At 70.8% G+C, this 26978-nt stretch carries 22 protein-coding genes and 1 pseudogene; 14 read left to right on the forward strand and 9 right to left on the reverse strand.

Translation table 11 applies throughout. The features are described from left to right. Positions 1 to 14: 14 nt before the first annotated feature. Positions 15 to 1940: an acyl-CoA dehydrogenase family protein gene (locus IE290_RS22795; protein ID WP_191246710.1), complete on the reverse strand. Its 1926-nt coding sequence runs from the start codon at positions 1938 to 1940 to the stop codon at positions 15 to 17. Between the two features lie 155 nt (positions 1941 to 2095). Between IE290_RS22795 and IE290_RS22800 the strand changes: the two genes are divergently transcribed. The 3 genes from IE290_RS22800 to IE290_RS22810 all read left to right on the forward strand — a co-directional run bounded on the left by IE290_RS22800 (position 2096) and on the right by IE290_RS22810 (position 5099). Beyond that, entirely contained in the window at positions 2096 to 2965 is an 870-nt protein-coding gene (locus IE290_RS22800; RefSeq protein ID WP_191246711.1) for a patatin-like phospholipase family protein, read from the forward strand. A 117-nt stretch (positions 2966 to 3082) separates the two neighbouring features. Beyond that, positions 3083 to 4303, forward strand: a complete 1221-nt coding sequence (locus tag IE290_RS22805) for a L,D-transpeptidase (protein ID WP_191246712.1) — start codon at positions 3083 to 3085, stop codon at positions 4301 to 4303. A gap of 40 nt (positions 4304 to 4343) precedes the next feature. Continuing rightward, positions 4344 to 5099, forward strand: a complete 756-nt coding sequence (locus IE290_RS22810) for an SIR2 family NAD-dependent protein deacylase (protein WP_191246713.1) — start codon at positions 4344 to 4346, stop codon at positions 5097 to 5099. Here IE290_RS22810 and IE290_RS22815 read toward each other — a convergent pair. The 3 genes from IE290_RS22815 to dnaE form a co-directional block, all read right to left on the reverse strand. Next, a complete protein-coding gene (locus IE290_RS22815) occupies positions 5089 to 6267 on the reverse strand; it encodes a low temperature requirement protein A (protein ID WP_191246714.1) in 1179 nt (392 codons plus the stop codon). The genes IE290_RS22810 and IE290_RS22815 overlap by 11 nt on opposite strands. A gap of 304 nt (positions 6268 to 6571) precedes the next feature. Beyond that, the gene (locus IE290_RS22820; RefSeq protein WP_229874672.1) at positions 6572 to 7972 is read right to left on the reverse strand and encodes an MFS transporter; all 1401 of its coding nucleotides are present in this window, start codon (positions 7970 to 7972) and stop codon (positions 6572 to 6574) included. A 355-nt stretch (positions 7973 to 8327) separates the two neighbouring features. Then, a complete protein-coding gene (gene dnaE / locus IE290_RS22825) occupies positions 8328 to 11903 on the reverse strand; it encodes a DNA polymerase III subunit alpha (protein ID WP_191246716.1) in 3576 nt (1191 codons plus the stop codon). Positions 11904 to 12042: 139 nt separating this feature from the next. Here dnaE and IE290_RS22830 point away from each other — a divergent pair, with 139 nt between their 5' ends. From IE290_RS22830 to IE290_RS22845, 4 genes are all read left to right on the forward strand, one after another. Continuing rightward, entirely contained in the window at positions 12043 to 12615 is a 573-nt protein-coding gene (locus IE290_RS22830; RefSeq protein ID WP_191246717.1) for a TetR/AcrR family transcriptional regulator, read from the forward strand. 67 nt (positions 12616 to 12682) lie between these two features. Next, positions 12683 to 13438, forward strand: a complete 756-nt coding sequence (locus IE290_RS22835; RefSeq protein WP_191246718.1) for an SDR family oxidoreductase — start codon at positions 12683 to 12685, stop codon at positions 13436 to 13438. Between the two features lie 56 nt (positions 13439 to 13494). Further along, positions 13495 to 14412: an asparaginase gene (locus tag IE290_RS22840; protein ID WP_229874673.1), complete on the forward strand. Its 918-nt coding sequence runs from the start codon at positions 13495 to 13497 to the stop codon at positions 14410 to 14412. A gap of 5 nt (positions 14413 to 14417) precedes the next feature. Next, entirely contained in the window at positions 14418 to 15596 is a 1179-nt protein-coding gene (locus IE290_RS22845; protein WP_191246918.1) for an aminotransferase class V-fold PLP-dependent enzyme, read from the forward strand. Between the two features lie 4 nt (positions 15597 to 15600). Here the strand turns inward: IE290_RS22845 and IE290_RS22850 are convergent, their stop codons facing one another. Beyond that, positions 15601 to 15780, reverse strand: a complete 180-nt coding sequence (locus tag IE290_RS22850; protein WP_191246720.1) for a hypothetical protein — start codon at positions 15778 to 15780, stop codon at positions 15601 to 15603. Between IE290_RS22850 and IE290_RS22855 the strand changes: the two are divergent. Next, positions 15754 to 16107 (forward strand): annotated as a pseudogene (locus tag IE290_RS22855) (response regulator transcription factor); the annotation flags it as partial. The gene IE290_RS22850 and the pseudogene IE290_RS22855 sit on opposite strands and share 27 nt — an antisense overlap. On the opposite strand, the gene IE290_RS22860 reads toward IE290_RS22855, so the two are convergent. Together IE290_RS22860 and IE290_RS22865 are read right to left on the reverse strand one after the other, a co-directional pair. Beyond that, a complete protein-coding gene (locus IE290_RS22860; protein ID WP_191246721.1) occupies positions 16074 to 18386 on the reverse strand; it encodes a beta-xylosidase/alpha-l-arabinosidase in 2313 nt (770 codons plus the stop codon). The pseudogene IE290_RS22855 and the gene IE290_RS22860 overlap by 34 nt on opposite strands. Then, positions 18383 to 19420, reverse strand: coding sequence for a LacI family DNA-binding transcriptional regulator (locus tag IE290_RS22865; protein WP_373300499.1), 1038 nt, complete (start codon positions 19418 to 19420; stop codon positions 18383 to 18385). The genes IE290_RS22860 and IE290_RS22865 overlap by 4 nt, the downstream gene beginning before the upstream one ends. Before the next feature lie 142 nt (positions 19421 to 19562). Here IE290_RS22865 and IE290_RS22870 point away from each other — a divergent pair, with 142 nt between their 5' ends. From IE290_RS22870 to IE290_RS22880, 3 genes are read left to right on the forward strand one after another with little or no spacing between them, the layout of a single operon-like run. Continuing rightward, entirely contained in the window at positions 19563 to 20849 is a 1287-nt protein-coding gene (locus IE290_RS22870) for an extracellular solute-binding protein (protein ID WP_191246723.1), read from the forward strand. Beyond that, the gene (locus IE290_RS22875; RefSeq protein WP_229874656.1) at positions 20846 to 21778 is read left to right on the forward strand and encodes a carbohydrate ABC transporter permease; all 933 of its coding nucleotides are present in this window, start codon (positions 20846 to 20848) and stop codon (positions 21776 to 21778) included. The genes IE290_RS22870 and IE290_RS22875 overlap by 4 nt, the downstream gene beginning before the upstream one ends. Further along, positions 21778 to 22596: a carbohydrate ABC transporter permease gene (locus tag IE290_RS22880; RefSeq protein ID WP_191246724.1), complete on the forward strand. Its 819-nt coding sequence runs from the start codon at positions 21778 to 21780 to the stop codon at positions 22594 to 22596. Before IE290_RS22875 ends, IE290_RS22880 begins: the two co-directional genes overlap by 1 nt. Here IE290_RS22880 and IE290_RS22885 read toward each other — a convergent pair. Beyond that, entirely contained in the window at positions 22565 to 22870 is a 306-nt protein-coding gene (locus IE290_RS22885) for a DUF1330 domain-containing protein (RefSeq protein WP_191246725.1), read from the reverse strand. The genes IE290_RS22880 and IE290_RS22885 overlap by 32 nt on opposite strands. A 212-nt stretch (positions 22871 to 23082) precedes the next feature. On the opposite strand from IE290_RS22885, the gene IE290_RS22890 reads away from it, so the two are divergent. From IE290_RS22890 to IE290_RS22900, 3 genes are read left to right on the forward strand one after another with little or no spacing between them, the layout of a single operon-like run. Further along, complete coding sequence (locus IE290_RS22890; RefSeq protein ID WP_191246726.1) at positions 23083 to 23973, forward strand: alpha/beta fold hydrolase; 891 nt, start codon at positions 23083 to 23085, stop codon at positions 23971 to 23973. Then, positions 23970 to 25121 carry a macrolide family glycosyltransferase gene (locus IE290_RS22895; protein ID WP_191246727.1) on the forward strand — a complete coding sequence of 384 codons (1152 nt, stop codon included), beginning with the start codon at positions 23970 to 23972 and terminating at the stop codon, positions 25119 to 25121. The genes IE290_RS22890 and IE290_RS22895 overlap by 4 nt, the downstream gene beginning before the upstream one ends. After that, a complete protein-coding gene (locus tag IE290_RS22900) occupies positions 25118 to 25966 on the forward strand; it encodes an alpha/beta fold hydrolase (RefSeq protein WP_191246728.1) in 849 nt (282 codons plus the stop codon). Before IE290_RS22895 ends, IE290_RS22900 begins: the two co-directional genes overlap by 4 nt. On the opposite strand, the gene IE290_RS22905 is transcribed toward IE290_RS22900, so the two are convergent. Beyond that, positions 25902 to 26834 (reverse strand): ADP-ribosylglycohydrolase family protein, encoded by a 933-nt coding sequence (locus IE290_RS22905; protein ID WP_229874674.1) that lies wholly within the window; start codon positions 26832 to 26834, stop codon positions 25902 to 25904. The two genes, IE290_RS22900 and IE290_RS22905, sit on opposite strands and share 65 nt — an antisense overlap. Between the last annotated feature and the right edge of the window lie 144 nt (positions 26835 to 26978).

Consider the following 26978-nt stretch of genomic DNA (forward strand, 5'->3'; position numbering starts at 1 on the left):
AGTAGTACCACGGCTCAGCCGGTCGCGTACCGCCGCGCGACGTTGTCCTCGGTGGACGCTCCCGCCCGCCAGTCCGCGATCCACGGGCCGGTTCCCTCACTCGGGTCCAGCACGCCCTCCTCGAGCCAGGTGTAGGCGCCGTCCAGGACCCGGTCGGTGAGCCGGCGGTCGGCGTCGTCGGTGTTGCGCCACAGGCCCTCGAACAACACCTCGATCCGCACCCGCGCCTGGCGGCAGAACACGTCGGCCAGCTCGTAGGCCGCCTCGCCCTCGCGCACGTCGTCCTCGCGCTGCATCTCCGCCCGCACGCACGCCGCGGACATGGCGAACAGCTCGGCCCCGATGTCGACGATCCGGCCCAGGAAACCCTGCCGCTTCTCCAGCCCGGCCTGCCAGCGCGCCATGCCGTAGAACGTCGAGCGCGCCAGCTTGCGGGCCGTGCGCTCGATGTAGCGCAGGTGCGGCGCGAGCTGCCCGAACTCGGCGAACGACGTGGGCACCTGGCCGCGGCCGGTGACCAGCTGCGGCAGCCACTTCGCGTAGAACCCGCTGGCCTTGGCCGCGGCCTTCGCCTTCGCGGGCAGGTCCGCCTCCAGGTCGGCGAGCGCGCCGGCGGCGGCCAGGTGCGCGTCGACCGCCTCCCGCGCGATGAGCAGGTGCATGATCTCGGTGGAGCCTTCGAAGATCCGGTTGATCCGCAGGTCGCGCACCAGCTGCTCGACGCCGGCCGCGCGTTCCCCGCGCGCGGCGAGCGACTGGGCGGTCTCGTAGCCGCGGCCGCCGCGGATCTGCATCAGCTCGTCGGCGATCTTGCAGGACATCTCGCTGGCGTAGAGCTTCGCCAGCGCCGCCTCGATGCGGATGTCGTTGCGGCCCTCGTCGCTCATGTGCCCGGACAGCTCCTGCACGCTCTCCAGCGCGTACGTGGTCGCGGCGATGAACGAGATCTTGTTCGCCACCGCGGCGTGCCCGGCGATCGGTTTGCCCCACTGCACGCGCGCCGCGGACCACTCGCGGGCGATCTTGAGGCACCACTTGCCCGCGCCCGCGCACATCGACGGGATCGACAGCCGCCCGGTGTTCAGCGTCGCCAGCGCGATCTTCAGCCCCTTGCCCTCACCGCCGACGACCGCGTCCGCGGGCACCCGGACCTGGTGGAAGCGGGTGACGCCGTTCTCGATGCCCCGCAGGCCCATGAACGCGTTGCGCCGCTCGACGGTGATGCCGGGCGAGTCCATCTCGACGATGAACGCGGTGATCCCGCCGCGGTGCCCCTCGCTGCGCGGCACCCGCGCCATCACGACGACCAGCTCGGCCACGACGCCGTTGGTGGTCCACAGCTTGACGCCGTCGAGCAGGTAGCCGCCGTCCTCGGTGGGGGTCGCGGTGGTCGCCAGGCGGGCCGGGTCGGAGCCGACGTCGGGCTCGGTGAGCAGGAAGGCGGTGACCGCGCCCTTCGCGCAGCGCGGCAGGAACTTCGCCTTCTGCTCGGGCGTGCCGGCCAGCTTGAGCGGTTCCGGCACGCCGATCGACTGGTGCGCCGACAGCAGCACACCCAGCGTCGGGTGGACCGAGCCGAGCAGCGCGAGCGCGCGGTTGTAGGCGACCTGGGAGAGCCCCAGCCCGCCGTACTCCTCGGGAATTTTGATCCCGAAGCAGCCCAGCTCGGCCAGACCCTTGACGTACTCGTCGGGGATGCGCGACTCCCGTTCGATGACCGTGCCGTCGAGGGTCTCGGCGTACTCGCGCAGGCGGGTGAGGAACTGCTCGGCCTTCGCCGCGGCGGCCGGTTCGGCACGCGGGTGCGGGTGGACCAGATCCAGCCGGAAGCGGCCGAGGTACAGCTCCTTGGCGAACGACGGCTTGCGCCAGCCGCTCTCGCGGGCCTCCTCGGCGACCGCGCGGGCTTCCTTCTCCGTCACCTTCGGCTGATCAACCACCGAACACCTCCGCGCTCCGCCGTCAACGGGTTTGTGACCAGTGTTACTCGCTGGTAGTGCGGAAGGGAAGCCCCCTGCCCGAGGTGGTGAACGCCACCCGGCCTCCGATGGCGTCTCCCGGGAACGCGGAGCACCATGCGGAGGGAGGTGGTCCGATGCCCGAGGTCGACCTGCCCCGCCCGGTCGGGTTCGTGCTCGGCGGGGGCGGCAGCCTGGGTGCGATGCAGGTCGGGATGCTGCGCGCGCTCACCGAGGCCGGGATCAAACCCGACCTCGTCGTCGGCACGTCCGTGGGCTCACTGAACGGCGCGGTGCTCGCGCTGGACCCGGACGACGCCGGCGAGCGGCTGCGCAAGACGTGGACCCACATGACCCGCCACGAGGCGTTCCCGGGCGGCGTCCTCAGCCAGGTGCGCACCCTGCGGCACAGCAAGACGCACCTGTTCCCGAACATCGGGCTGTCCACGATCGTCGACGAGCACCTCGGGCCGGGCACCAGGTTCGAGGACCTGGCGCTGCCGCTCGGCGTGGTCGCCACCGAGGTGGACACCGCGGAGGCCCGGCTGTTCACCTCCGGCGACCTGCGCCCGCCGCTGCTGGCGAGCGCGGCGATCCCGGGCATCTACCCGCCGGTCGAGCACGACGGGCGCCTGCTCTACGACGGCGGGCTGGTCGCGAACGTGCCGATGCGGCAGGCGCTGACGCTCGGCGCGCGGTCGCTAGTCGTGCTGGACTGCGCGTTCCCCGGCCAGATCCCGTCGCCGCCGCAGACCTTCGCCGAGGTGCTCATGTACACCGCGATGGTGAGCATGCGGAACCAGGCCGTGCTGGAGGCGCCGATCGCGGCTGCCGAGGTCCCGGTCGTCTACCTGCCCGGCCCGCGCCCGGTCCGCCTGAGCCCGCTGGACTTCAGCCGCACCGAGGAGCTGACCGACCTCGCCTACGAGGCCGCGCGGATCTACCTGCGCGACCTCGCCATCGACGGGCCGGGCCTCTACGGCGGCCCCGGGGTGAAGATCGCGTGAGCCCGCGGAAAACGCGGTGATCCGGACCACTCCGGCTGAACAAACCGGGTGTGGGCGCGTCTATCCCGGCGCGGTAGTTTTGCTTGCTCACCCACCATTTTCCCAAAAAGAGACCACATGACAGTCAAGAAGACTTTACTTTTCACCCGCAGGGCGCCGATCGCGGCCGGACTGCTCGCCGTGGCGCTCTTTCTTCCGGCCTGCACTTCCGGCAATTCCGGCAATTCGAACAACGGCACCGGCGCGCCCGCGAGTTCGGGGCAGTCGGCCGCGGTGACGGTGTCGATCGAGCCCTCCAACGCCAAGAACATCAGCCCGGCGACGCCGATCGTGGTGAAGGCGGCCAACGGCACGCTCACCGACGTGACCGTTCAGAACACCGCCAAGCACACCACCGTCAAGGGCGAGTTCTCCGCCGACAAGACCACCTGGACCTCGTCGGAACCGCTGGGTTACGGCAGCACCTACGCCATCGACGCGCACGGCGCCGACCGCAGCGGCAAGACGGTCGAGCAGCAGGGCCAGGTGACGACCGTGTCGCCGTCGAAGCAGGCCAACCCGAACATGATCCCCGCGCCGGCCGCGGTGGCGCAGACCGGCGTCGGCGTCGGCCAGCCGATCGTCTTCCAGTTCACCTACGCGGTGAAGAACAAGGCGGACGTGGAAAAACAGCTGTCGGTGGTGTCGAATCCGCCGCAGCAGGGCAGCTGGTACTGGATCGACGACAAGAACGTGCATTACCGGCCGAAGGAGTACTGGCAGCCGGGCACCACGCTGACCGTTTCGGCGAAGATCTACGGCGTCGATTTCGGCAACGGCGTCTACGGCGCGGAGGACCGCACCGAGACCTACCACGTGCACGATTCCTGGATCGCCAAGGCCGACGGCAACACCGAGCAGATGCAGATCTTCCACAACGGCCAGGTGGTGAAGACCATGCCGATCTCGATGGGCAAGGACTCCACGCCAACGCACCTCGGCCCGCACGTGATCTCGTTCAAGGCCGAGAGCTACACGATGGACTCCTGCACCTACGGGGTCTGCCAGGGCGACCCGCGGTGGTACCGGTCCGAGGAGAAGTGGTCCGAGCGCATCTCCAACGACGGCGAGTTCGTCCACGAGAACCCGAACAGCGTGGGCGCGCAGGGCAGTTCGAACGTGTCGCACGGGTGCATCAACCTCAACGCCGAGAACGCCGAGTGGTTCTTCCACAACATGGGCCTCGGCGACGTGGTCGAGGTGACCAACTCCGGCGGGCAGCAGCTCCCGGTGTGGGACCTCTACGGCGACTGGGCGTTGTCCTGGGAGCAGTGGCAGCAGGGCAGCGCGCTGAAGTGACGGTGTGGTGATCGCGGTTCCGGGGCGGCACGATGGGGGCATGACCGCTCCGGAACTCGATCACGCGCGGCGGCTCGTGGACGGCGCTTCGCGGATCGTCGCGCTCACCGGCGCCGGCGTCTCCACCGATTCGGGCATCCCGGACTTCCGGGGCCCGCAGGGGGTGTGGACGAAGAACCCGGCCGCGGAGAAGCTGTCCCACATCGACGACTACGTCGCCAGCCGCGAGGTGCGCGAGCAGTCCTGGCAGGCGCGGCTCGACCACCCGGGCTGGTGGGCGCGGCCGAACGCGGCGCACCTGGCACTGGTGGATCTGGAGCGGCAGGGCAGGCTGTCGGCGATCCTCACGCAGAACATCGACGGGCTGCACCAGAAGGCCGGGAACTCCCCGGACCGGGTCGTCGAGCTGCACGGCACGATGGCCGACACGATCTGCCTGTCCTGCGACGACCGCCGTGACATGCACGAGACGCTGGACCGGGTGCGGGCCGGGGAGTCCGATCCGGAGTGCGAGATCTGCGGCGGGATCCTGAAGTCCGCGACGGTGTCGTTCGGGCAGATGCTCGACCCGCACGTGGTGGACCGCGCCCGCGAAGCCGCGATCACCTGCGACCTGATGCTGGCGCTGGGCAGCTCGCTGACCGTGCACCCGGCCGCCGGGCTGGTGGACATCGCCGCGGCCGCCGGGGCGCCGGTGATCATCGTGAACGCCTCCGAGACGCCCTACGACGACGTGGCGACCGTGGTGCTGCGCGAACCACTGGGCGAGGTGCTGCCGAAGCTGGTCAGCCGCTGACCGGTTCACCGTGGCTGGCGATCACCACGGTGGCGACCAGCGCGGCGACGACCAGGGCCGTCAGGTACACCGGCACCGGCGTGAACGACACCGCGAGCGCCAGCACCGCGGCGAGCGGGAAGCCGATCGCGATCGGGCGGCACTCGTTGCGCGGCCCGACGTGCAGCAGCCAGACGCTGACCAGGAACACCGCGACCGGCAGGGTGGTGGCGAACGCGGCGACCAGCTCGGGCGCGTGACCGGTGTGGGTCTCGTGGTCCAGCGCGACCTCGATGCCGACGCCGACCGCGGCCGCCGAGGTGAAGATCAGGTAGTGGCCGTAGCCCCAGGCGTAGCCGTACCTGAACTGGGCGAGCCGCTGGTGGCCGGGCTGGTCGAAGTACAGCCACCACATGCCGAACACCAGCACGAGCCCGGCCACCGCGAGGAACACCAGGTCGAGCACGTCGTGGCCGGTGTCGATCGCCTCGCGGACCGCGTTCGTGGCGCCGAAGATCGTCTCGCCGAGCACGATCAGCGTGAACAGGCCGTACCGCTCGGCGATGTGGTGGCGGTGCCAGTTCGTCGGCGTGCGCCGCTCCGCCCAGACCGGCACGAGCATCTCGGCCGCGGCGAGCACCAGGAAACTGGGCAGGAACCACGATTCCGGGACGGCGAGCCGCGCGACCCAGCCCGCCTGGACGATCGTGATGCCGAGCGCGTACCGCAGCGCGGTAGACCGGTACTCGGGCACGCTCTTCGCGGCCCGCAGCCACTGCGCGACCATCGCCAGCCGCATCAGCACGTACCCGATCACGATCACGGTGAAGTCGTCGGAAAACGCCTTCCCGACGCCGGCGGCGACCACCAGCGCGCCGCCGATCTGCACGAGCGTGAGCAGCCGGTAGGGGCCGTCGTCGGTGTCGAACGCGGAGGCGAACCAGGTGAAGTTCACCCAGCCCCACCAGATCGCGAAGAACACGAGCAGGAAGCTCAGCACCCCGTGGCCGACGTGGTTCTCCGACAGCGCGTGGTGCAGTTCCGCCGCGGCCTGGCCGACCGCGACGACGAAACACAGGTCGAACAACAACTCCAGCGGGGTCGCCGCGCGGTGCCGCTCGTCGCGGTTCCGCGCGCTCATCGGCCGGTACCAGACACGGAACCGCCGGTTGGCCGGTGCCACGGACATGCCTGATCCCCTCCCGGTCGGCTGCTGTCCGCCTCATCCCAGCACACCGGGCGGGTGGGCCCGGCTCCCCCTCGTCCGGGCCCACCCACGTGGGTGCCTTCGCACCGCCGCACGATCCCCCGCGGACGCCGACGGCACCGGGCCGGGAGTGACCCTGAGTGTCCGTTCTCGAGAGCCAGGAGCGCGGTTCCCATCCCCGGAACGCGCCCCATCTCGCCACTGTGCGTAGCTGATACCCGGACCGTGAAGGCTAGACAAGGTTTACCCGGTCGCTCTCCGTAGATCTAGCGCTTTCGGGAAACTCTCACTCGTATGGAGCAGCAGTTGTGGCGCTGAGTAGTTGATCGTTAGAGCGGCGTGCTCGCCGGGCGCGCAGCTCCGCGATCCCGAGGGCCAGCGCGACGACGACGAACCCGACGGCGCACAGCAGCGACAGGGCGAGCGCGGACGGGAAGTCGTTGTCCGAGACGGGAAGGACCGCCCGGAACACGGAGGCGAGCACCGCGGTGCCGATCGCCGTGCCGATCCGCTGCCCGGTCTGCAACGCTCCCCCGGCGACCCCGGCCATGCGCCTCGGCACGCACTCCAGGGTCAGTGTCGTGTTGGGCGAGATCACCATGCCTCCACCGATCCCGGCGACCAGCAGGGGCAACGCGACCACGAGCCCGAGGTCCGGCCGGGGCGCGAGCCACGCCAGCAGCGCGACGACACCCAGCCCCAGCGCGACGAGGGACAGGCCGGCGACGGTGAGTCGACGGCCCCACCGCGCGACGAGCCGCCCGGCCACGGCCGCGGACACCGCCGCGCCAACCGCGAACGGGGTCACCGCCAGCCCCGACTCCAGCGGCGTGTACCCCAGGCCCTGCTGGAAGAACATCGCGAACACCAGCCAGATCCCGGCGAACCCGCAGAAGTAGACCGCGCCGATCGCCGCACCCGGTGTGTAGCCCGGGGTTTCGGTGAACAGCCGGACGTCCATCAGCGGCGTGCCCTCATGCCGCACGACGCGCCTCTCCCAGCGGACGAACGCGAACCCGAGCACCACCGCGATCGGGAACAGCCACCACAGCCGCCGCGGACCGTCCCGTTCGGACTCCACCAGCGGCAGGAGCACGCACAGCACGGCGAGCCCGAGCAGCAGCACGCCGAGGAAGTCGATCTCCGAGCGCAGCCGCGCGGGACGGCCCTCGGCGCGCGGCAGCAACCGCAACGCCAGGATGAACGCGAACGCCCCGATCGGCACGTTGACGAAGAACACCCAGCGCCAGCCGTGCTCCTCGCCGAACACCGCGAGGATGACGCCACCCAGGACCGGCCCGACCGCCGTGGAGATCCCGACGACCGACCCGAACACGCCGAACGCCCGGCCGCGTTCGGCGCCGCGGAACAGGTCCTGGATGAGGCCGGTGTTCTGCGGTGTGAGCATCCCGGCCGCGCACCCCTGCAGCAGCCGCGCGGCCACCAGCACCTCACCCGTCGGCGCCGCCCCGGCGAACGCGCTCATCGCGACGAACGCCGCCAGCGCGATGAGGAACATCCGCCGCCTGCCCAAAGCATCGCCGAGACGGCCACCCGAGACCAGGACCAGGCCGAAGGTGAGCGCGTACCCGGAGACGACCCATTGTGCGGTGCCGGCGTCCCCGCCGATGCCCTTCTGGATGGAGGGCAGGGCGACGTTGACGATGCTGACGTCCAGCAGGCCCATGAACCCCGCGGTGAGGGTGACGGCCAGGGCCTTCCAGCGGCGCGGGTCTGCTTCGCGGGTGAGGGTCACCCATCCATGGTGGCCTTTGGGTCCGGGTTGCGCGCGCTACGCGGGTATCTGCGCTGCGCGCGGCTGAAAGCGCCGGCTTCGCTTCGCTACGCCCCGATTGAGTGCCCCTCCCGAACCCGATCTTTCAGTGTTCGGTTGCCGAGAAGCGGCGTCAAGGCTGGAAAGCGTGCCTTGACCCCGCTGCTCGGCAACCGATTTGGCTGGGGATCGGGTTGCGGGAGAGGGGTGGCTCGTGGGGTGGTGTCGTTTCGTTGCCGAGTGGCGGTTTTGTCGTGGTTTGCGGCTTTCAGGTGCCTGCGGTGATGCCGGGGATGCCTTTCAGCTCGCCCATCAGCATGGAGCTGACCTTGACCGGGTAGTCGTAGAGGGCGAACGTCGTCTCGCGTTGTTTGCCCACCAGCTTCAGCCGGACGGGCGTTTCGCCGCGGTGGGCGAGCAGCGTCGACTTCAGCTCGCCGACCACGCTCTTGTCCAGGCGTTCCGCGGTGCACCGCAGCACGAGCGGGGGCTCGTCCTCACCGTTGCCGATCTCCGACAGGTCCAGCGGCACCAGGCCGCCCCCGAAGACCGACATCTTGTCCTCGCGCCAGTTGACCCGGCCCTTGACCAGGACGGCGTTGTCCTCGATCAGATCGGCCGAGAACATGGCGTAGGCCTTGGGGAAGAACAGCACCTCCAGCGAGGCGTCCATGTCCTCCACCGTGCAGATGGCCCAGGGCTCGCCCTTCTTGTTGACCCGCCGCTCCAGCGAGGTGATCAGACCGGAGATAACCAGCTCACCTTCCTTGGGCGGGTTGTCCAGGATCGCGGCGATCGGGCGCGGGGCGTGCTTGCGCAGGATCCGTTCGGCGCCGTCCAGCGGGTGGGCCGAGACGTACAGGCCCAGCATCTCCCGCTCGTAGGCCAGCAACTGCTTGCGCGGCCATTCCTCGTCGCCGAACTTCAGGTGCGCCAGCGGTGAGGACGCGGGCGCGGCCTCGGCCGCCTCGCCGTCTCCGCCGAACGCCCCGAACAGGTCGAACTGGCCCATCGCCTCCTGGCGTTTGAGCGGCACGACCGCGTCCACCGCGTCTTCATGGACCTGGATCATCGACAGGCGGGTGTTGCCGAGGGAGTCGAACGCGCCGGCCTTGATCAGCGATTCGATGACCCGCTTGTTGCAGGCCACCAGCTCCGACTTGTCGAGGAAGTCGGTGAACGAGGTGTACTTGCCCTTCTCCTGGCGGGTCTTGATGATCGACTCCACCACGTTGGCGCCGACGTTGCGGACCGCGCCCATGCCGAAGCGGATGTCGTTGCCGACCGCGGCGAAGCGCTGTCCCGACTCGTTGACGTCCGGCGGCAGCACCTTGATCCCGAGGCGGCGGCACTCGGACAGGTAGACCGCGGACTTGTCCTTGTTGTCACCCACCGAGGTGAGCAACGCCGCCATGTACTCCGCGGTGTAGTTCGCCTTGAGGTACGCCGTCCAGTACGACACCAGGCCGTACGCGGCCGCGTGGCTCTTGTTGAACGCGTACCCGGCGAACGGGAGGATCGTGTCCCACAGCGCCTGGATGGCCTCGTCGGAGAAGCCGTTCTCCTTCATCCCGGCGTGGAAGCCCTCGAACTCCTTGTCGAGGACCTCCTTCTTCTTCTTGCCCATCGCGCGGCGCAGCACATCCGCTCGGCCCATCGAGTAGCCGGCGACCTTCTGCGCGATGTGCATGATCTGCTCCTGGTAGACGATCAGGCCGTAGGTGTCGGCCAGGATCTCCTTCAGGGGCTCTTCCAGCTCGGGGTGGATCGGCTTGACCTGCTGCCGGTTGTTCTTCCGGTCGGCGTAGTCGTTGTGGGCGTTCATGCCCATCGGGCCGGGCCGGTACAGCGCGCCGACCGCGACGATGTCGTCGAACACCGTCGGCTGCATCCGGCGCAGCAGGTCCCGCATCGGGCCGCCGTCCAGCTGGAACACGCCGAGCGTGTCACCGCGGGAGAGCAGCTTGTAGGTCTCCGGGTCGTCGACGCCGAGGGTGTCCAGGTCGATGTCGATGCCGCGGTTGGCCTTGATGTTGTCGATGGCGTCACCGATGACGGTGAGGTTGCGCAGACCCAGGAAGTCCATCTTCAACAGGCCGATGGCCTCACAGGAGGGGTAGTCCCACCCGGTGATGATCGACCCGTCGTCGCGCTGCCACAGCGGGATGGCTTGCATCAGCGGCTCGCTGGACATGATGACCGCGCAGGCGTGCACGCCGGCGTTGCGGATCAGGCCCTCGATCCCGCGCGCGGTGTCGAAGATCGTGGAGACCTCTTGGTCGGTCTCGATCAGCGTGCGGACCTCGGCGGCCTCGCCGTAGCGCTCGTGCTGCGGGTCCACGATGCCGGACAGCGGGATGTCCTTGGCCATGATCGGCGGCGGCAGCGCCTTGGAGATCTTGTCCGCGATCGCGTAGCCCGGCTGGCCGAAGTGCACCCGCGCGGCGTCCTTGATCGCGGCCTTCGTCTTGATGGTGCCGAAGGTGATCACCTGGGCGACCTTGTCCGCGCCGTACTTCTCGGTGGCGTAGCGGATCATCTCGCCGCGGCGGCGGTCGTCGAAGTCGATGTCGATGTCGGGCATCGACACGCGCTCGGGGTTGAGGAACCGCTCGAACAGCAGCTTCTGCGGGATCGGGTCCAGGTTCGTGATGCCCAGGACGTAGGCGACCAGCGAACCCGCCGCCGAACCGCGGCCAGGGCCGACCCGGATGCCGACCTTGCGGGCGTAGTTGATGAGGTCGGCGACGACGAGGAAGTAGGCCGGGAAGCCCTTGCCGATGATGACCTCGAGCTCCATGTCGAGCCGCTCGCGGTACCCCTCCGGCGCGCCGTCGGGGAACCGCCACGCCAGGCCGCGGTCGACCTCGGCGCGCAGCCACGACGCCTCGTCGTGCCCCTCCGGCACCTCGAAGACCGGCATCCGGTCCTTGTGGGTGTAGACGTCCTCGTACGACTCGACCCGTTCGGCGATGAGCAGGGTGCTGTCGGCGGCGCCGGGCACCTCGGTGTCCCAGTACTCGCGCATCTCCGCGGCCGACTTCAGGTAGTAACCGTCACCGTCGAACTTGAACCGGTTCGGGTCGTTGAGCGTCTTGCCCGACTGCACGCACAGCAACGCCGAGTGCGAGGCGGCCTGGTCCTTGGTGACGTAGTGCGAGTCGTTGGTGGCCAGCGGCTTGAGGTCGAGCAGCTTGCCGATCTCCAGCAGCCCCTCCCGCACCGACCGCTCGATCGGCAGGCCGTGGTCCATCAGCTCGAGGAAGAAGTTGTCCGCCCCGAAGATGTCCTTGTAGTCCGAGGCCGCCTGGATCGCCTCGGCCTTCTGCCCCAGCCGCAACCGCGTCTGCACCTCACCCGAGGGGCACCCGGTGGTGGCGATGATCCCCGAGGCGTTCTCCGCGATCAGCTCCCGGTCCATCCGCGGCTTGCGGTAGTAACCCTGGATCGAGGCCAGCGACGACAGCTTGAACAGGTTCCGCAGACCCGTGGCGTTCTCCGCCAGCATCGTCATGTGCGTGTACGCACCGCCGCCGGAGACGTCACCGCCCTCACCGAACTCGTCCGAGCCCCGCTGCGACGCCTGCCCCCAGAACACCGGCTTCTTGTGGAACCGCGACTCCGGCGCGATGTAGGCCTCGATCCCGATGATCGGTTTCAGCCCGGCCTTGCGCGACTGCTGGTAGAACTCGTCCGCCCCGTACATGTTGCCGTGGTCGGTCATCCCGACCGCGGGCATGCCGAGGCGACTCGCCTCGGCGAACAGCGGGGCGATCTTCGCCGCACCGTCGAGCATCGAGTACTCGGTGTGCACGTGCAGGTGGACGAAGGAATCGTTCGACACCAGCAAGAACCTCCCCTGTGTTTCACGCGGACTCCCGGCCTGGAGGGTCAGCGTAGCTCGCGGCACCGACAAAAAACGCGCCGACGTGCCGAGCGAGGTTTATTTGACCTACAGTTCCAGTTTGAGCTACGGTCGGGGCATGGCGAGAGCGAAGGCCTTCGACGTGGACACGGCCGTGGACCGGGCGATGGAGGTCTTCTGGGCGAACGGGTTCGGCGGCACCACGCCCCAGCAGCTGGTCGACGCGCTGGGCATCGGGCGGGGCAGCCTGTACAACGCGTTCACCAGCAAGCACGCCCTCTACGAGCGGGCGTTGCGGCGCTACTACGAGCGGGAGACGGTCCGGCTGATCGAGATCCTGGACGGGCCGGGGCCTGCCCGTGAGCGGCTGCGCGCCGCGCTCGAGCTGATCGTCGAAGCAGCCCGCGAAGACCGGCGGGGCTGCATGATGGCCAACGCGGCGGTCGAGTTCGGCGAGACCGACGAGGTGGTCAACCACCTGGTGCGGCGCACCTTCGAACGGCAGGAGGCGGCCTTCCGCAGCACCATCGAGGAGGGCCAGCGGGCGGGCGAGATCGACCCGGCCGCCGACGCCCGCGCGCTCGCCGCGTTCCTGCTCACCACCATCAACGGCATCCGGGTGCTGGCCAAGGCCGACCCGGACCCGCGGCGGCTGGCGGGCCTGGCCGAGACGGCGTTGCGCGCGCTCTGAACCCACCGACCCGCAGCCGTTTGCGCTGCGCTCATTTTGTAACTCTAGTTCAAGAAAGAGAGAGCACGTGGACCTGCAGCTGGAGGGCAAGACGGCGGTCGTGACCGGCGCGAGCAAGGGGATCGGGCTGGCGATCGTCCGGGCGCTGATCGCCGAGGGCGTGACCGTGTTCGCGGCGGCACGCACGGTGAGCGAGGGCGTCCCGGTGCGGGCCGACCTGACCACACCCGAGGGGGTGGCGCTGCTCGCCGAGCGGGCCGGCGACGTGGACATCCTGGTCAACAACCTCGGCGGGGTGACCACGACCAGCATGCGGGCCGGAGGTTTCCTCGACATCGACGACGACGCGTGGCAGCGGACGTACGATCTGAACCTGTTCGCCACCGTGCGGGTGACCCGGGCGCTGCTGCCCGGGTTGCTGCGGCGGCGCGGAGTGGTGATCAACATCTCGTCGATCGGAGCCCGGGCCGCGTTCCCGCCGGTGGACTACGGCACGGCCAAGGCGGCGCTGACGAACCTGACGAAGGCGCTGGCCGAGGAGTTCGGGCCGCGGGGCCTGCGTGCGCTCACGGTCAGCCCGGGCCCGACGCGGACCGCCAACTGGGCCGACCCGGACGGGTACGCGGGTGAGCTGGCGGCGGCCGCCGGGGTTCCGCTGGCGGAGTACCTGGCCGGCGTCCCGGCCGCGATGGGCATCACGACCGGCAGGCTGACCGAGCCCGAGGAGACGGCCGCGCTGGTGACCTTCCTCGCCTCGCCGCGGTCGGGCAACCTGACCGGCGCCGACTACCTGGCCGACGGCGGGGTGATCAAGACCGTGTAGTGACGAGCATCCGCTTGACAGGGCCGAAGCGGCGCGGCGAGCCTCGGGGCGTGGTGATCCCTCTGGTTCAGGTAGTCCGCGACGGGCTCGTGGAAAGTGTCCACTTCGGATCGCGGGTCGTCCTCGGCCCCGGTGGCGAGGTGCTCGAGGCCGGGGGTGACGTCGACGAGCCGGGTTACCCCCGGTCGACGGCGAAGCTCATGCAGGCCACCGGCATGGTGCGGCTCGGGCTCGACCTGCCGCCCGATCTGCTCGCGCTGGCCGCCGCCAGCCACTCCGCCGAGGAGTTCCACCTGGCCGGCGCGACCCGGATCCTCGCCGAGGCGGGGCTCACCGAGGACGACCTGAAGTGCCCGGCGCACCTCCCCCACGACCCCGTCCTGCACGACCGGTGGATCGCCGAGGGCCGGGCGCCGCGCCGTCTCGCGCACTGCTGCTCGGGCAAGCACTCGGCCATGCTCGCCACCGCGAAGCTGAACGGCTGGTCCACCGGCGACTACCTCGACCCGGCACACCCGCTGCAGGCCGCGCTCGCCGAAACGGTGGCCGAGCTGGCCGGGGAACCGGTCGCGCACACCGCGGTCGACGGGTGCGGCGCGCCGCTGTTCGCCATCTCCCTGCGCGGCCTGGCGCGGGCCGTCCAGCGGGTCGCCACCGCGCCGCACGGGACGGCGGAGCACCGCGTGGCCGAGGCGATCCGCAAGCACCCGGAGATGCTGGCCGGCCCGAACCGGGACGTCACCCAGCTCATGTCGGCCGTGCCCGGGCTGATCGCCAAGGACGGCGCCGAGGCCGTGCAGATCGCGATCCTGCCGGACGGCACCACGGTCGCCGTCAAGATCGCCGACGGTTCCGCGCGCGGCCGCATGCCGGCGACCCTGGCCGCCCTGCGCCGCGTCGCGCCCGAGTACGACTGGGACGACGTGGTAAAACGCTGTCCCAGCCTGGACGAGCCCAATATGGTCGGTCTGTGACAACACTGCGTGAAGAAGACGTCGACCGCCTCCGTCGCGACACCCCGGGCACGGACGAGGTCGTGCACCTCAACAACGCCGGCTCGGCGCTGCCGCCGCGGCAGGTCACCGACACCGTGCTCGACTACCTGCGGGAGGAGTCGGTGCGCGGCGGCTACGAAACGGCCGCCGCGCACTCCGACCGCATCCGGGGCGTCTACGACAGCATCGCCGGCTTCCTCGGCGCCGACGCCGCCGACATCTCGGTGACCGACAGCGCGACCCGCTCGTGGCAGGCCGTGTTCTACGCGTTCCGCTTCTCGCCGGGCGACCGCATCCTGACCGGCCGGGCGGAGTACGCCAGCAACGCCATCGCCTACCTGCAGATCGCCCGCCGAACCGGCGCCGTGGTCGAGGTCGTCGAGGACGACGAGAGCGGGCAGCTGGACATCGCCGACCTGGAGCGGCGGCTGGACGACAAGGTCAAGCTCATCGCGATCACGCACGTGCCCACCCAGGGCGGCCTGATCAACCCGGCCGAGGAGGTCGGCGCGATCGCCGAGCGGGCCGGGATCCCGTTCCTGCTCGACGCGTGCCAGTCGGCCGGGCAGCTGGACCTCGACGTGCGCCGCCTACGCTGCGACGCCCTGTCCGCCACCGGCCGCAAGTACGTCCGCGGGCCGCGCGGCACCGGTTTCCTCTACACGCACCCGCGGCTGCGGGAGCGGCTCCAGCCCGCGATGCTCGACCTGTACTCGGCCACCTGGACCGCGCCGACGGAGTTCGAGATCGCGCTGGACGGCACCCGGTTCGAGACCTGGGAACGCAACTACGGCCTGGTGCTCGGTCTCGGCGCCGCCGTCGACTACGCCCAGCGGACCGGGCTGCAGGCCATCGAGGAGCGGGTGACCGCGCTGGCGGCGCGGCTGCGCGCCGACCTCGAGCAGATCCCCGGCGTCACCGTGCATGACCAGGGCAAGCGCAAGTCCGGCATCGTGACCTTCAGCGTCGCCGGGATCGACGCCGCGGACGTCCGCGAGAGGCTGGCCGCGGCGAAGATCAACACCTCGATCACGCGCCCCACCTCCTACCAGTTCGACCAGGAGGTGCGGCGCCTGCCCGGCATGGTGCGGGCGTCCGTGCACTACTACAACACCGAGGACGAGCTGCGCGCGCTCACGGAGGTCGTGGACAAGCTGGCGTAGCCGGTCATTCGCTGCGCAGGACCGCGGCGATCGGGGTCCGCGCGGCGCCGCGGGCCGGGATGAGCGCCCCGGCCACGGCGATGACGAGCCCGGCCAGCACCAGCACGGCCGCCATCGGGGCGCGGTAGACGTCCAGGACGAAACCGAAGACGTCGGACTGCTCAAGGACGTCACGCCGGAGCACCTGGTGGCCGCGGTGCGCCTGGTCGGCACCGGCGACGCGCTGCTCGCGCCGTCGATCACGCGGCGGCTGGTGGAGCGCTTCGCCTCGCCCACGGCACCCCGTCCCGCGCTGCACCGCGACCTCGCCGTCCTGACCCCGCGGGAACTGGAGGTCCTCACCCTCATCGCGCGGGGCCGCTCGAACGCCGAACTCGCCGCGGAGCTGACCCTCAGCGAGGCGACGGTGAAGACCCACGTGGCCCGCATCTTCGCCAAGCTGGCGTTGCGCGACCGCGCCCAGGCCGTCGTCCTCGCCTACGAGACCGGGCTCGTCGCACCGGGCGACTGAACCGGCGTGGTCAGCACGCGGTCGTGGCCCGCCTCCCGCACCGGTCCGGTCAGCTCGAACGTGGCGCGGCAGGGCAGGTCGTCGGCGGAGCGGCCGGCGAACACCTCGATCGTGCCCGGTTCGACGATCCGGCGCAGGTCCAGGCCGGTGAACGCGAGCCGGTCGGCGTGCAGCCGGAACACCACCGTCCGCGCCTCTCCCGCGTCGAGGGTGATCCGCGCGAACCCGGCCAGCTGCCGCACCGGACGGGTCACCTGCGCCAGCACGTCCCGCACGTACAGCTGCACCACCTCGTCCCCGGCGCGATCGCCGGTGTTGCGCACCCGCACCGAGACCTCGACCTCGCCGTCGGTGGGCACCTCATCGGCGCTCAGCGTCAGGTCCGAGTACTCGAACGTGGTGTAGGAAATGCCGTGCCCGAACGGGAACAGCGGGCTCGGGTCCAGGTTGCTGATGCCTTCGCTGTTGCCGCCCAGCGGCGGCTGCAGGTAGGTGCTCGGCTGCGCGCCGGCCACCCGCGGCACCTGCACCGGCAGCCGTCCGCCGAAGTTCGTCCGTCCGGAAAGGACACCGGCCAGCGCCGGTCCGCCCTCCTCGCCGGGCATGAACGCCTGCACCAGGGCCGCCGCCCCGGTGTGGTTCCCCAGCGCGTACGGGCGTCCGGACACCACGACCACCACCACCGGCGTGCCGGTCGCGAGCAGTTCGGTCAGCAGCTCGTCCTGCACACCGGGCAGCCGCAGGTCCGGTGCGTCGCACCCCTCGCCGGAGGTGCCCTCGCCGAACAGGCCGGCGCGGTCGCCGACCACCGCCACGCACACGTCCGCCGCCCGCGCGACCTCCACCGCCTCGGCGAACCCGGACCGGTCCTCGTCCCGGATCGGGCAGCCCGCCGCCGAGGTGATCACCGCGTCCGGCAGCTCCGCGCGCAGCGACTCCAGCAGCGACGGCGCTGCCACCCCGATGCCGTACTCGGGATACCGCGGCAGCACGTGGTTCGGGTAGGAGTAGCAGCCCATGAACGCCAGCGGGTCGTCCGCGCACGGGCCGACCACGGCGATCCGCCGCGCGCTCAACGGCAACGCGCCGTCGTTGGACAGCAGCACCACCGACTTCTCCGCCAGCTCCCGCGCGATCGCCCGGTTCCGCGGCGAGTCGAGATCCACCGGCCGCGCCCGCGGCGCCCAGTCCGCGTCGAGCAGGCCCAGCTCGGCCTTCTGCCGCAGCAGCCGCCTGACCGCACGGTCCACAAGGGACTCCGGCACCTCGCCCGAGCGGACCAGTTCGATGAGTTCCTTGCCGTAGCACAGGGTGTCCGGCAGCTCGACGTCGATGCCCGCGGTCAGCGCGAGCGCCCCGGCCTGCCCGGTGCTGTCGGCGACCCGGTGCATGCTGCCCAGGAACGCGATGGCCCAGTAGTCGGACACCACCACGCCCTCGAAGCCCCACTCCTCACGCAGGATCCCGGTCAGCAACGGCACGTTCGCCGCGGCCGGCACCCCGTCGAGATCGACGTAGGCGTTCATCACCGACCGCGCGCCGCCCTCGCGGATCGCCATCTCGAACGGCGGCAGGATCACGTCCCGCAGCTCGCGCGGGCCGATCGACACCGGCGCGTGGTTGCGGGCCGCGCGCGACGCCGAGTACCCGGCGAAGTGCTTGAGCGTGGCGATGATCCCGTTGCCCTCCAGGCCCCGCACGTACGCGGTGCCCAGCGTGCCGACCAGGTACGGGTCCTCGCCCAGGGTCTCCTCGACCCGGCCCCACCGGTAGTCCCGCACGACGTCCAGCACCGGCGAAAGCCCCTGGTGCACACCGGAGGTGCGCATGTCCTCCGCGATCGCCGACGCCATCCGCTCGACCAGCTCCGGGTCGAACGTCGCCGCCCACGCCAGGGCCGCCGGGTACACGGTGGCGCCGTAGGTGGTGAACCCGGTGAGGCACTCCTCGTGCACGATCGCCGGGATCCCGAGCCGGGTCTCCGCCACGACCTCCCGCTGCAGCGCCTCGACCCGGGCCGCGCCGTCGGCGGCGCTGATCGGGGCCGTGCCGAACACGCGCGTCAGGTGCCCGATGCCGTTCTCCCGCGCCTGCTCGAACGGCACCCCGCCGCGCGCGAACACGTCCTGCATCGGCGCGACGTTGCCGTTCAGCTGCTCGTTGCCCGGCCACGCGCTGCCCAGCTGCGCCACCTTCTCCTCGAGGGTCATCTCCGCCAGCAGCGCCTCGGCTCGGGCGGCGGCGGGCAGCGCGCTGTTCCGCCAGGTCGGTTCCGTCATGGTGCTCCTTGCAGGTTCGTCGTCGAATCGCGCACCACCAGGTTGGTGGCCAGCTCCACGTGGTGTGAGTCGAGGGTTTCGCCCGCGGCCAGGCGCATCAGCGTGCGCAACGCGACGCGGCCCATGTCCTGCAACGGCTGCCGCACGGTGGTCAGCGCGGGCGTGGCCAGCTCGGCGAGCATGGTGTCGTCGAAGCCGACCACGGACAGGTCCTCGGGTACGCGCAGGCCGCGCCGCCGGGCGGCCTCCATCACGCCCAGCGCGGTCGCGTCGCTTCCGGCGAACACGGCGGTCGGCGGCTCCGGCAGGTCGAGCAGCCGGCCGCCCATCTCCAGGCCGTCCGGGTAGCCGAACGCGCCGTGCAGGATCAGCCGCGGGTCGACGGTGACGCCGGCGTTCTCCAGCGCCGCGCGGTAGCCGTGCTGACGGGCCTGGCTGCACGAAGCCTGCACCGGGCCGCCGGCGTAGGCGATGCGGCGGTGGCCCAGGCGCAGCAGGTGCTCGGTGGCGGACACCCCGCCGTTCCAGTTGGTGGCGCCGACGCTGGTCACCTCGACGCGCGGCAGGTTCAGCGGATCGATCACCACGAGCGGCAGCCCGGCCCGGTCGAAACCCTCGACCTGGGCGCGGGTCAGCGCGGAGGTGACCACGATGAGCCCCTCGCGGCCGGCCAGGCGCAGGCGCCGGGCCCAGTCGTCGTCGTCGGACTCCGGCAGGCGCCCGACCACGACGTCCACCCCGGTCTCGGCGCCGGCCTCGGTGACGCCGCGCAGCACCTCCAGCGAGTACGGGCTGACCAGGTCGTCGAACACCAGGTCCACCACGCGCGCCGGCCCGACCGTGCGCCGCCCGGACTGCGGCACGTAACCGAGTTCCTTCAGCACGTCCTGCACCCGCTGCCGGGTGGCCGCGGCCACGTCACCGCGGCCGTTGAGCACCTTGGAGACCGTCGGCAGCGAAACCCCGGCGGCCTCCGCGACCATCGCGAGCGTCGCGCGCTGGGAACCGGCAGGCACCGCAACCTCCAACCACATTGTTGCCGAAAAGTTTCAGGCGACTATAACGCTATTTTCCTTGGCGAAACAGCTCTTGACGCTCTCGTGCCAGCCGAATATCTTCCGACACACACCAGAGTGTTTCCGAAAACTTTCGGACCTTCGATGGGGAAGGCGCATCATGACACTGGTCAAGCGGCGCACCGCCGTGATCGCGGCCGGACTGGCCGCGGTTCTCTCCCTCACCACCGCCTGCGGCTCCAGCGGACCCGCCGGCGGCAAGGGCGCCACCGCGTGGGCGCTGACCGGCGGGGACGAGCAGACGTTCCGGACGTCGTTCGAGTCCTCCGGGGTCGACGCCCAGTACTTCGGCAACGACGCCTACAAGCAGAAGATCCGCACCGCGATCGGCGCGAACGAGGCGCCGACGCTGGTCTTCAGCTGGAGCGGCGGCCTGCTGAAGTCCTGGGTGGACTCGGGCAAGATCATGGACCTGTCCGGCGAGGCCGCGAACGACCCGGCGTTCGTGAACCGCTTCCTGCCCTCGGTGGCCCGCACCGGGGTGATCGACGGCAAGACCTACGCCGTCCCGAACAACGGCATGCAGCCGGTGGTCCTGTTCTACAACAAGGAACTGTTCGACTCGATCGGCGCGCAACCACCGAAGACCTGGGACGACCTGATGGCCCTGGTGCCGCGGTTCAACGCGGCCGGCATCGCGCCGTTCTCGCTGGGCGGGCAGAGCAAGTGGCCGCAGCTGATGTGGGAGGAGTACCTCGTCGACCGCATCGGCGGGCCGGAGGTGTTCAACAACATCGCCGCCGGCAAACCGGGCGCCTGGTCGGACCCGGCGATCATCCGCGCCAACACGATGATCCAGCAGCTGGTCGACGCGGGCGGGTTCGTCCGCGGCTTCAACTCGATCGCCACCGACAGCAACGCCGACACCGCGCTGCTGTTCACCGGCAAGGCCGCGATGTACCTGATGGGCTCCTGGGCCTTCCCCACCATCAAGCAGGCCGACCCCGAGTTCATCGCCGGCGGCAAGCTCGGCTGGACGACCTTCCCCACCGTGCCCGGCGGCAAGGGCGACCCGGCGAACATCGTCGGCAACCCGGCCAACTACTGGTCCGTCTCGGCCACCGCGAGCGAGGAGCAGAAGCAGGCGGCGCTGCGGTACCTGCGCGAGGACCTGATGAACGACTCCTACGTCGACTCGCTGCTGGCCGGCGGATCGGTGCCCCCGGTCACCGGCATCGAGGACAAGCTCGCCAAGACCGAGGACCCGCAGTACCTGTCCTACGTGTACGAAATGGCGAGCAAGGCGCCGAACTTCCAGCTGTCCTGGGACCAGGCGCTGTCCCCGGGCCAGGCCGACGCGCTGCTGACCAACCTGGAGCAGCTGTTCCTCAAGCAGATCACGCCGGAACAGTTCTCCGCCAACATGAACGCGACGATCGGGCAATGAGCACCGTGCTCGAACAGCGGGACCGGGCGCCGGCACGCACGCCGGCGCCCGGCCGGGGCCGGCTGCGCACCGGCCCGAGCCCGCTGATGGCGGTGCCGGCGCTGGCGTTCTTCGCGGTGTTCGCGATCGTGCCGCTGGGCGGGGTCGCGGTGCTGAGCTTCATGGAGTGGGACGGCATCGGCGACCCGTCGTGGACCGGCCTGGCGAACTGGGCCGCGGCCCTGTCCGATCCGGCGACCTACCACGCGATCTGGCTGTCGGTGCAGGTGATGGTGGTCAGCTGGCTGGTGCAGACGCCGATCTCGCTGCTGCTGGGCGTGCTGATCGCCGGTCGCGGCCGGTACCGCGCGGTGCTCGGCGTGCTGTACTTCCTGCCGATGCTGCTGTCCGCGGCGGCGATCGCGATCGCGTTCAAGGCGCTGCTGGACCCGAACTTCGGCGCCAGCCGGGCGTTCGGGCTGGACTTCCTGTCCCAGGACTGGCTCGGCAGCCCGACGCTGGCGCTGTACGTGGTGATCTTCGTGATCGCCTGGCAGTTCGTGCCGTTCCACACGCTGCTCTACCAGGGCGGGGTGCGGCAGATCCCGAAGTCGCTGTACGAGGCGGCGGAGCTGGACGGCGCCGGGCGGGTGCGGCAGTTCTTCCACATCACACTGCCGCAGCTGCGCTACACGATCATCACGTCGTCGACGATGATGCTGGTCGGTTCGCTGACCTACTTCGACCTGGTGTTCGTGCTGACCGGCGGCGGTCCGGGTGACGCGACGCGGATGCTGCCGCTGGACATGTACCTGTCCGGGTTCTCCGGCAACGACATGGGGCGGGCCAGCACGCTGGCCGTGCTGCTGGTGGTCGCCGGGCTCGCGCTCGCGCTGGGGTTGTCGAAGCTGTCGAGTTTCCGCCGCGGCAGCCAGCTGGAGGGGGCGTGATGCGGACCCGTCCGAACTACCTCGGCGGCCTCGCCGGTTTCGTGTGGCTGGCGATCGTGCTGGTGCCGGTGTACTACGTGGTGGTGACGAGCCTGCGCAACCAGCGCGGGTTCTACGACGCGAACCCGTTGTCGCTGCCCACTTCGCCGACGCTGAGCGCCTACGAGCTGGTGCTGCGCAACGACTTCTGGCGCTACTTCGCCAACAGCGTCGTGGTGACGCTGGGGACGGTCGCGATCGCGGTCGCGGTGGCGTTGATGGCCGCCTACTACGTCGTGCGCGGCACGTCGTGGTTTTCGCGGTTCACCTACCGCGGCTACCTGCTGGGCCTGGCGATCCCCATCCAGGCGACGATCATCCCGGTGTACTACCTGATCACGCGGGCGCAGCTGTACGACACGCTGCTGGCGATCATCCTGCCGTCGGTGGCATTCGCGATCCCGCTGTCGGTGATCATCCTGGCGAACTTCCTGCGGGACGTGCCGAACGAGCTGTTCGAGTCGATGCGGGTGGACGGCGCCGGGGACTGGCGGATGCTGTTCAGCCTGGTGCTGCCGATGATCCGGCCGGCCGTGGTGACGGTCGCGGTGTACGACGGGCTCAACGTGTGGAACGGGTTCCTGTTCCCGCTCATCCTCACGCAGAGCCCGGACCAGCGGGTGCTGCCGCTCGCGCTGTGGTCGTTCCAGGGGCAGTTCCGGGTGAACATCCCGGCGGTGCTGGCGGCGGTCGTGCTGTCGACGCTGCCGGTGCTGGCGCTGTACGTGCTGGGGCGGCGGCAGCTGGTCAGCGGCCTGACGGCGGGTTTCGGGAAGTGAGGTCGCGGACGGGCAGGAGTTCGATGACCGCGCCGGACTGTTCGAGCAGGCGCGCGTGCGCGGCGCGCCGCGGATCGTCCCGGTAGGCCTCGAACTCCGGCTCGCCCGGAAACGCGACGAGGTGCACCTCGGTGCGGTCGTCGAAGGAGCGGACGCGGCGGTCGAGGCGCCCGCCGTACTCGGCCAGCAGGGGCAGCACGCGGTCCTCGTAGGCGTCGAAGGTTTCCGCACCGCCGTCCGGCAGCCGGGCGATGAGCAGGAACGTGATGGTCATGCGCCCATCCAAGCCGCTGGACCAACGCCCGTGCACCACACCCCGCACATCCGCCCCGACGGCGCGCCCGGCCTTCCGCATGGTGGAACCCCACCGCGTGCCGGTCACACGCGCGAGTGGTCAAGTTGGCTCGATGGAGTTTCCGCGGCGCGTTCGTTCACCACGACGTGGTTACGTGGCGGGCCCGAAACCGACGACAAGGAAGATCGCTTGTGACGGCCACGACCACCCGGCAGGAAACCGTCCCGCTCACGTTCGGCGGATTCGAGTACGCGGGCCGCATCGTGCGCGGGGGCGGCAGACTCGCGCCGATCGTCCTGGTGGGCGGCGCGTTCCAGCACAAGGACGCGTGGGGCCGGGTGGAACGCGATCTGCTCGCACACGCCGACGTGATCACGGTCGACCTCCCCGGCTGGGGTGCGGCGGACCGGCTGCCGCCCGGGTACGGGGTGGACTTCCTCGCCTGCGCGCTGGACCACCTCCTCGACCACGTCGCGCCGGAGCCGGTGCACGTGGTCGGCGCCTCCTACGGCAGCGGTGTCGCACACCGGTGGGCGCAGATGCGTCCGGACCGGGTGCGCCGCCTGCTGCTGGTGGGCACGATGACGCACGTGACCGGCCGGTTGCGCACCCGCATCGCCCGCAGCGTCGAACTGGCCGAACAGGGCAGGCACGCCGAGTTCACCGCCGAGGTGCTGGACCTGATGCTCAGCCGCGAGCCGGGCGTGCGGCGGCAGGCCGCGGTCCGCCGGTGCCTCACCGGCCTGGTGAGCGCGATGACCGACGCCGACATCGCCAAGTACCTGGACAACACGCGGCGGCTGCTGGACCACCCGGGCGACGACGGCCGCGTCCTGCCCGTCCCCGTGCTGGTCACCACCGGCGAGCACGATCCGCTGACCACCCCGCTGCTGAGCCGGGAGGCCGCGGCGCGGTGCGCCGACGCCCGGTTCACCGCGATCCACGGCGCCGACCACCTCGTGCACCTGGAACGACCGGCCGAGGTGGTGGACCTCGCGCTGCGGTTCTTCGCCGGGGAACCGCTGTCCGGGCTGCCGTACTGCACCCCGGTCGAGCACGTCGTCTGCGGGGTGGCGCGGTGAAGCACGCCCTGTTCGTCAACGTCGCCGACCACGGCCACGTCAACCCCACGCTCGCCGTGGTGTCCGAGCTGGTGTCCCGCGGCTGGCGGGTGAGCTACGCGGTCGGCGCGGACTTCGTCCCGCAGGTGCGCGCGGCCGGGGCGGAACCGGTGGTGCTGCCGGACGTCCGGGACGGCGGGCCGCCGCCGGAGGACCTGATGGCGGGTGTGGCGATGTACCACCGGGACGCCGAAGCCGCGCTGCCCGTGCTGGACGCCCTCGGCGACGTGCCCGACGTGGTCGCCTACGACTTCGTCGCGTTCGCGGGCAAGGTCCTGGCGCGCAAGCTGGGCGTGCCGATGGTGCAGCTCTCGCCGACGCACGCGTTGTTCCCCGGCTGGGAGCGCGTCGCGTTCGGGGTGCCGAGCGTGTCGGAACTGCCGGTCTACCAGCGGTTCCAGCGGTTCCTCGACGACCAGGGGCTCGGCTGCTCGGTCGAGGAGTTCCAGGCGATGGACGACCCGAAGGTGGTGTTCGTGCCGCGGGCGTTCCAGATCTCGCCGGAACTGCTCGGGCCGGAGCACACGTTCGCCGGTCCCGCGCTGGGTGACCGGTCGTTCCAGGGTTGCTGGCGACCGCCGGTGGGCGAGCCGGTGCTGTTGATTTCGCTGGGCTCGTGCTTCACCGACCAGCCGGGGTTCTTCCGCGCGTGCCTCGACATGGCGGCGGGTCTGGGGTGGCACACGGTGATGGCGATCGGGCGGCACGTCGATCCGGCGACGCTCGGGCCGGTCCCGGACGGTGTCGAGATCGCGCCGATGGTGCCGCAGCTGGATGTGCTGGCCGCCGCGTCGGCGTTCGTCACGCACGCCGGGATGGGCAGCCTGCTCGAGGCCCTGTACCACGGGGTGCCGATGGTCGCGGTCCCGCAGATGGCCGAGCAGCGGCTGAACGCGGCCCGGTTGACCGAGCTGGGCCTGGGCGTGACGCTCGACCGCGCGGAGGTGTCGGCTCAGACGCTGCACAACGCCGTGCTGCGGGTGTCGTCGGACGACGGGATCGCGGCGAACGTGCAGGGCATGCGGGAGATCGTGCGGGCCTGCGGTGGGGCGGCGGAGGCCGCGGACGTCATCGAGAAGGCCGCGGTCCGGGAAGGGGCGGCGCTGTGACCACGCTGGAAAGCCCGGTCCGGAGCGTCATGTTGGAGACCGACCGCGGCCGGTTCGCCGCACGCCAGGCCGGGACCGGGGAGCCGGTGGTGCTGGTGGGCGGGTACCTGGGGTCCAAAGAGGACTTCGCCCCGCTGTTGCCGGTGCTTGCCGAGGCGGGGTACGCGACGTGGGCGGTCGACCACCACGGCCAGCACGAAAGCCCGGGCTCCGACGACCCGAGCGCCTACACCCTGTCCGCGATGGCGCAGGACCTGCTGGCGGTGATCGGCGAGGTCGGCGAGGGCGAGCCGGTGCACGTGGTGGCGCACTGCGCGGGCGCGGCGGTCGCGCACGCCGCGGTTGTCGCTTCGCCGCGGGCGGTTCGCAGTTTCGCGCCGCTGGGCAGCCTGCTGTCCGGTTCGGAGAAGGAGACCGCTTTCCTCACCTGGTGCGCGGACGCGGTGGCCGCCGAGGGCGCCGCGGGCTTGCGCGGCTTGATCGAGCATTGGGCGCGCGAGCAGCCGGAGCGGCTGGACCTGATGACCACCCGGTTGTCGACCACCCGCACCGGTCACCTCATCGGGTTCGCGCGGCTGTTGTGCGGTCCGCGGGCGGGGGTCGGGGAGCTGGCCGGGTCCGGGGTGCCGTTGCTGTTCGTGCACGGCATGGACGACGAGTTCACCGGCTCGCACGAGGAGTACCAGCGCCTGGCCCACCGCTTCGGCCGGAACGCCGTCGGGATCACGGGCGCCGGGCACTGCGTGCAGCTGGACCGTCCACAGGAGACGGCCGAGGCGCTCATCGGGTTCTGGCGCGCAGTTTCAGCAGACCTTCGGCCAGTTCCGGCAGCGGGAGGTCGTTGACCTCGGTCACCGTGCGGACGGCCTCCTCGGGAAACGCACCCGCCCCGGTGCAGGCGCCGGCGATGGCGCCCGCCATGGCGGCGATGGTGTCGGTGTCACCGCCGAGGCTGGCGGCGGTGCGGCAGGCGTGCCACGGGTCTTCGGCGTGCTGGAGGACCGCGAACGCGGCGGGCACCGATTCCTGGGTGGCGACGCTGGTGCCGATCAGAGCCGGGATGTCGGCGGCGTCCATGGTGCGGGACCAGCGGATCCGGGCGGCGACGTCGGCGGCCGCGACCCAGTTTCCGCGCCGGGCGGCCATTTCCGCGGCCGCGACGGCGAAGTCGATGGCCTCGGGCAGGCTCGCCCCGTCGATCCCCGCGCTGACCGCCGCGGCGACCGCGGCCGCGCCCGCGAGGGCGACGCCGGTGTTGTGGGTGACCCAACTCGCCTCGACGACGCTGTCGACGAGCCGGTCGAGCTCGGCCGGAGTGGCGATGCCCACGGGGGCGATGCGCATGGCCGCACCGTTGGTGGTGCCGAACTTGCCGGCCTCCTCGAGAGATTCCCCCGCGGCGACGGCGTTGAGCGCGGCACGCGTGGAGGGCCCGAGCAGCCCGCCGATGCCGCGGCTGCGCAGGTCCCGCTCCCACGCGAGAAGCGAATCCGCGAGCCGATGCGGATCGATCCGCCCACCCCCGTCGATCAACAACCGCGCGACGATCACCGCCTGCTGCGTGTCATCGGTGACCCCACCGGCCGGCAACCCCCGAGCCGCCGTGAAGCCGGTGACAGGTTGGATTTCCGCCGGCGACAACCCTTCGGTGGGCATGCCGAGCGCATCGCCGATGGCAAGGCCCGCCAGGGCCGCGAGTGCACGTTCCCTCACCCCGCCACCCTCCCACCGAGCAGGGCGGCGCGCCAGCGCCGTGCCCTTGATCTTTGGACCAACCCGGAGCTGGGTGGTCATCCCGTCGCCTGACACCGGAACGATCACCTTGAGCCAGGGCCGCAACATCCGCTGCCAGCGCGA

The sequence above is a fragment of the Amycolatopsis deserti genome (assembly GCF_014653945.1).
Lineage (GTDB): Bacteria > Actinomycetota > Actinomycetes > Mycobacteriales > Pseudonocardiaceae > Amycolatopsis_E > Amycolatopsis_E deserti.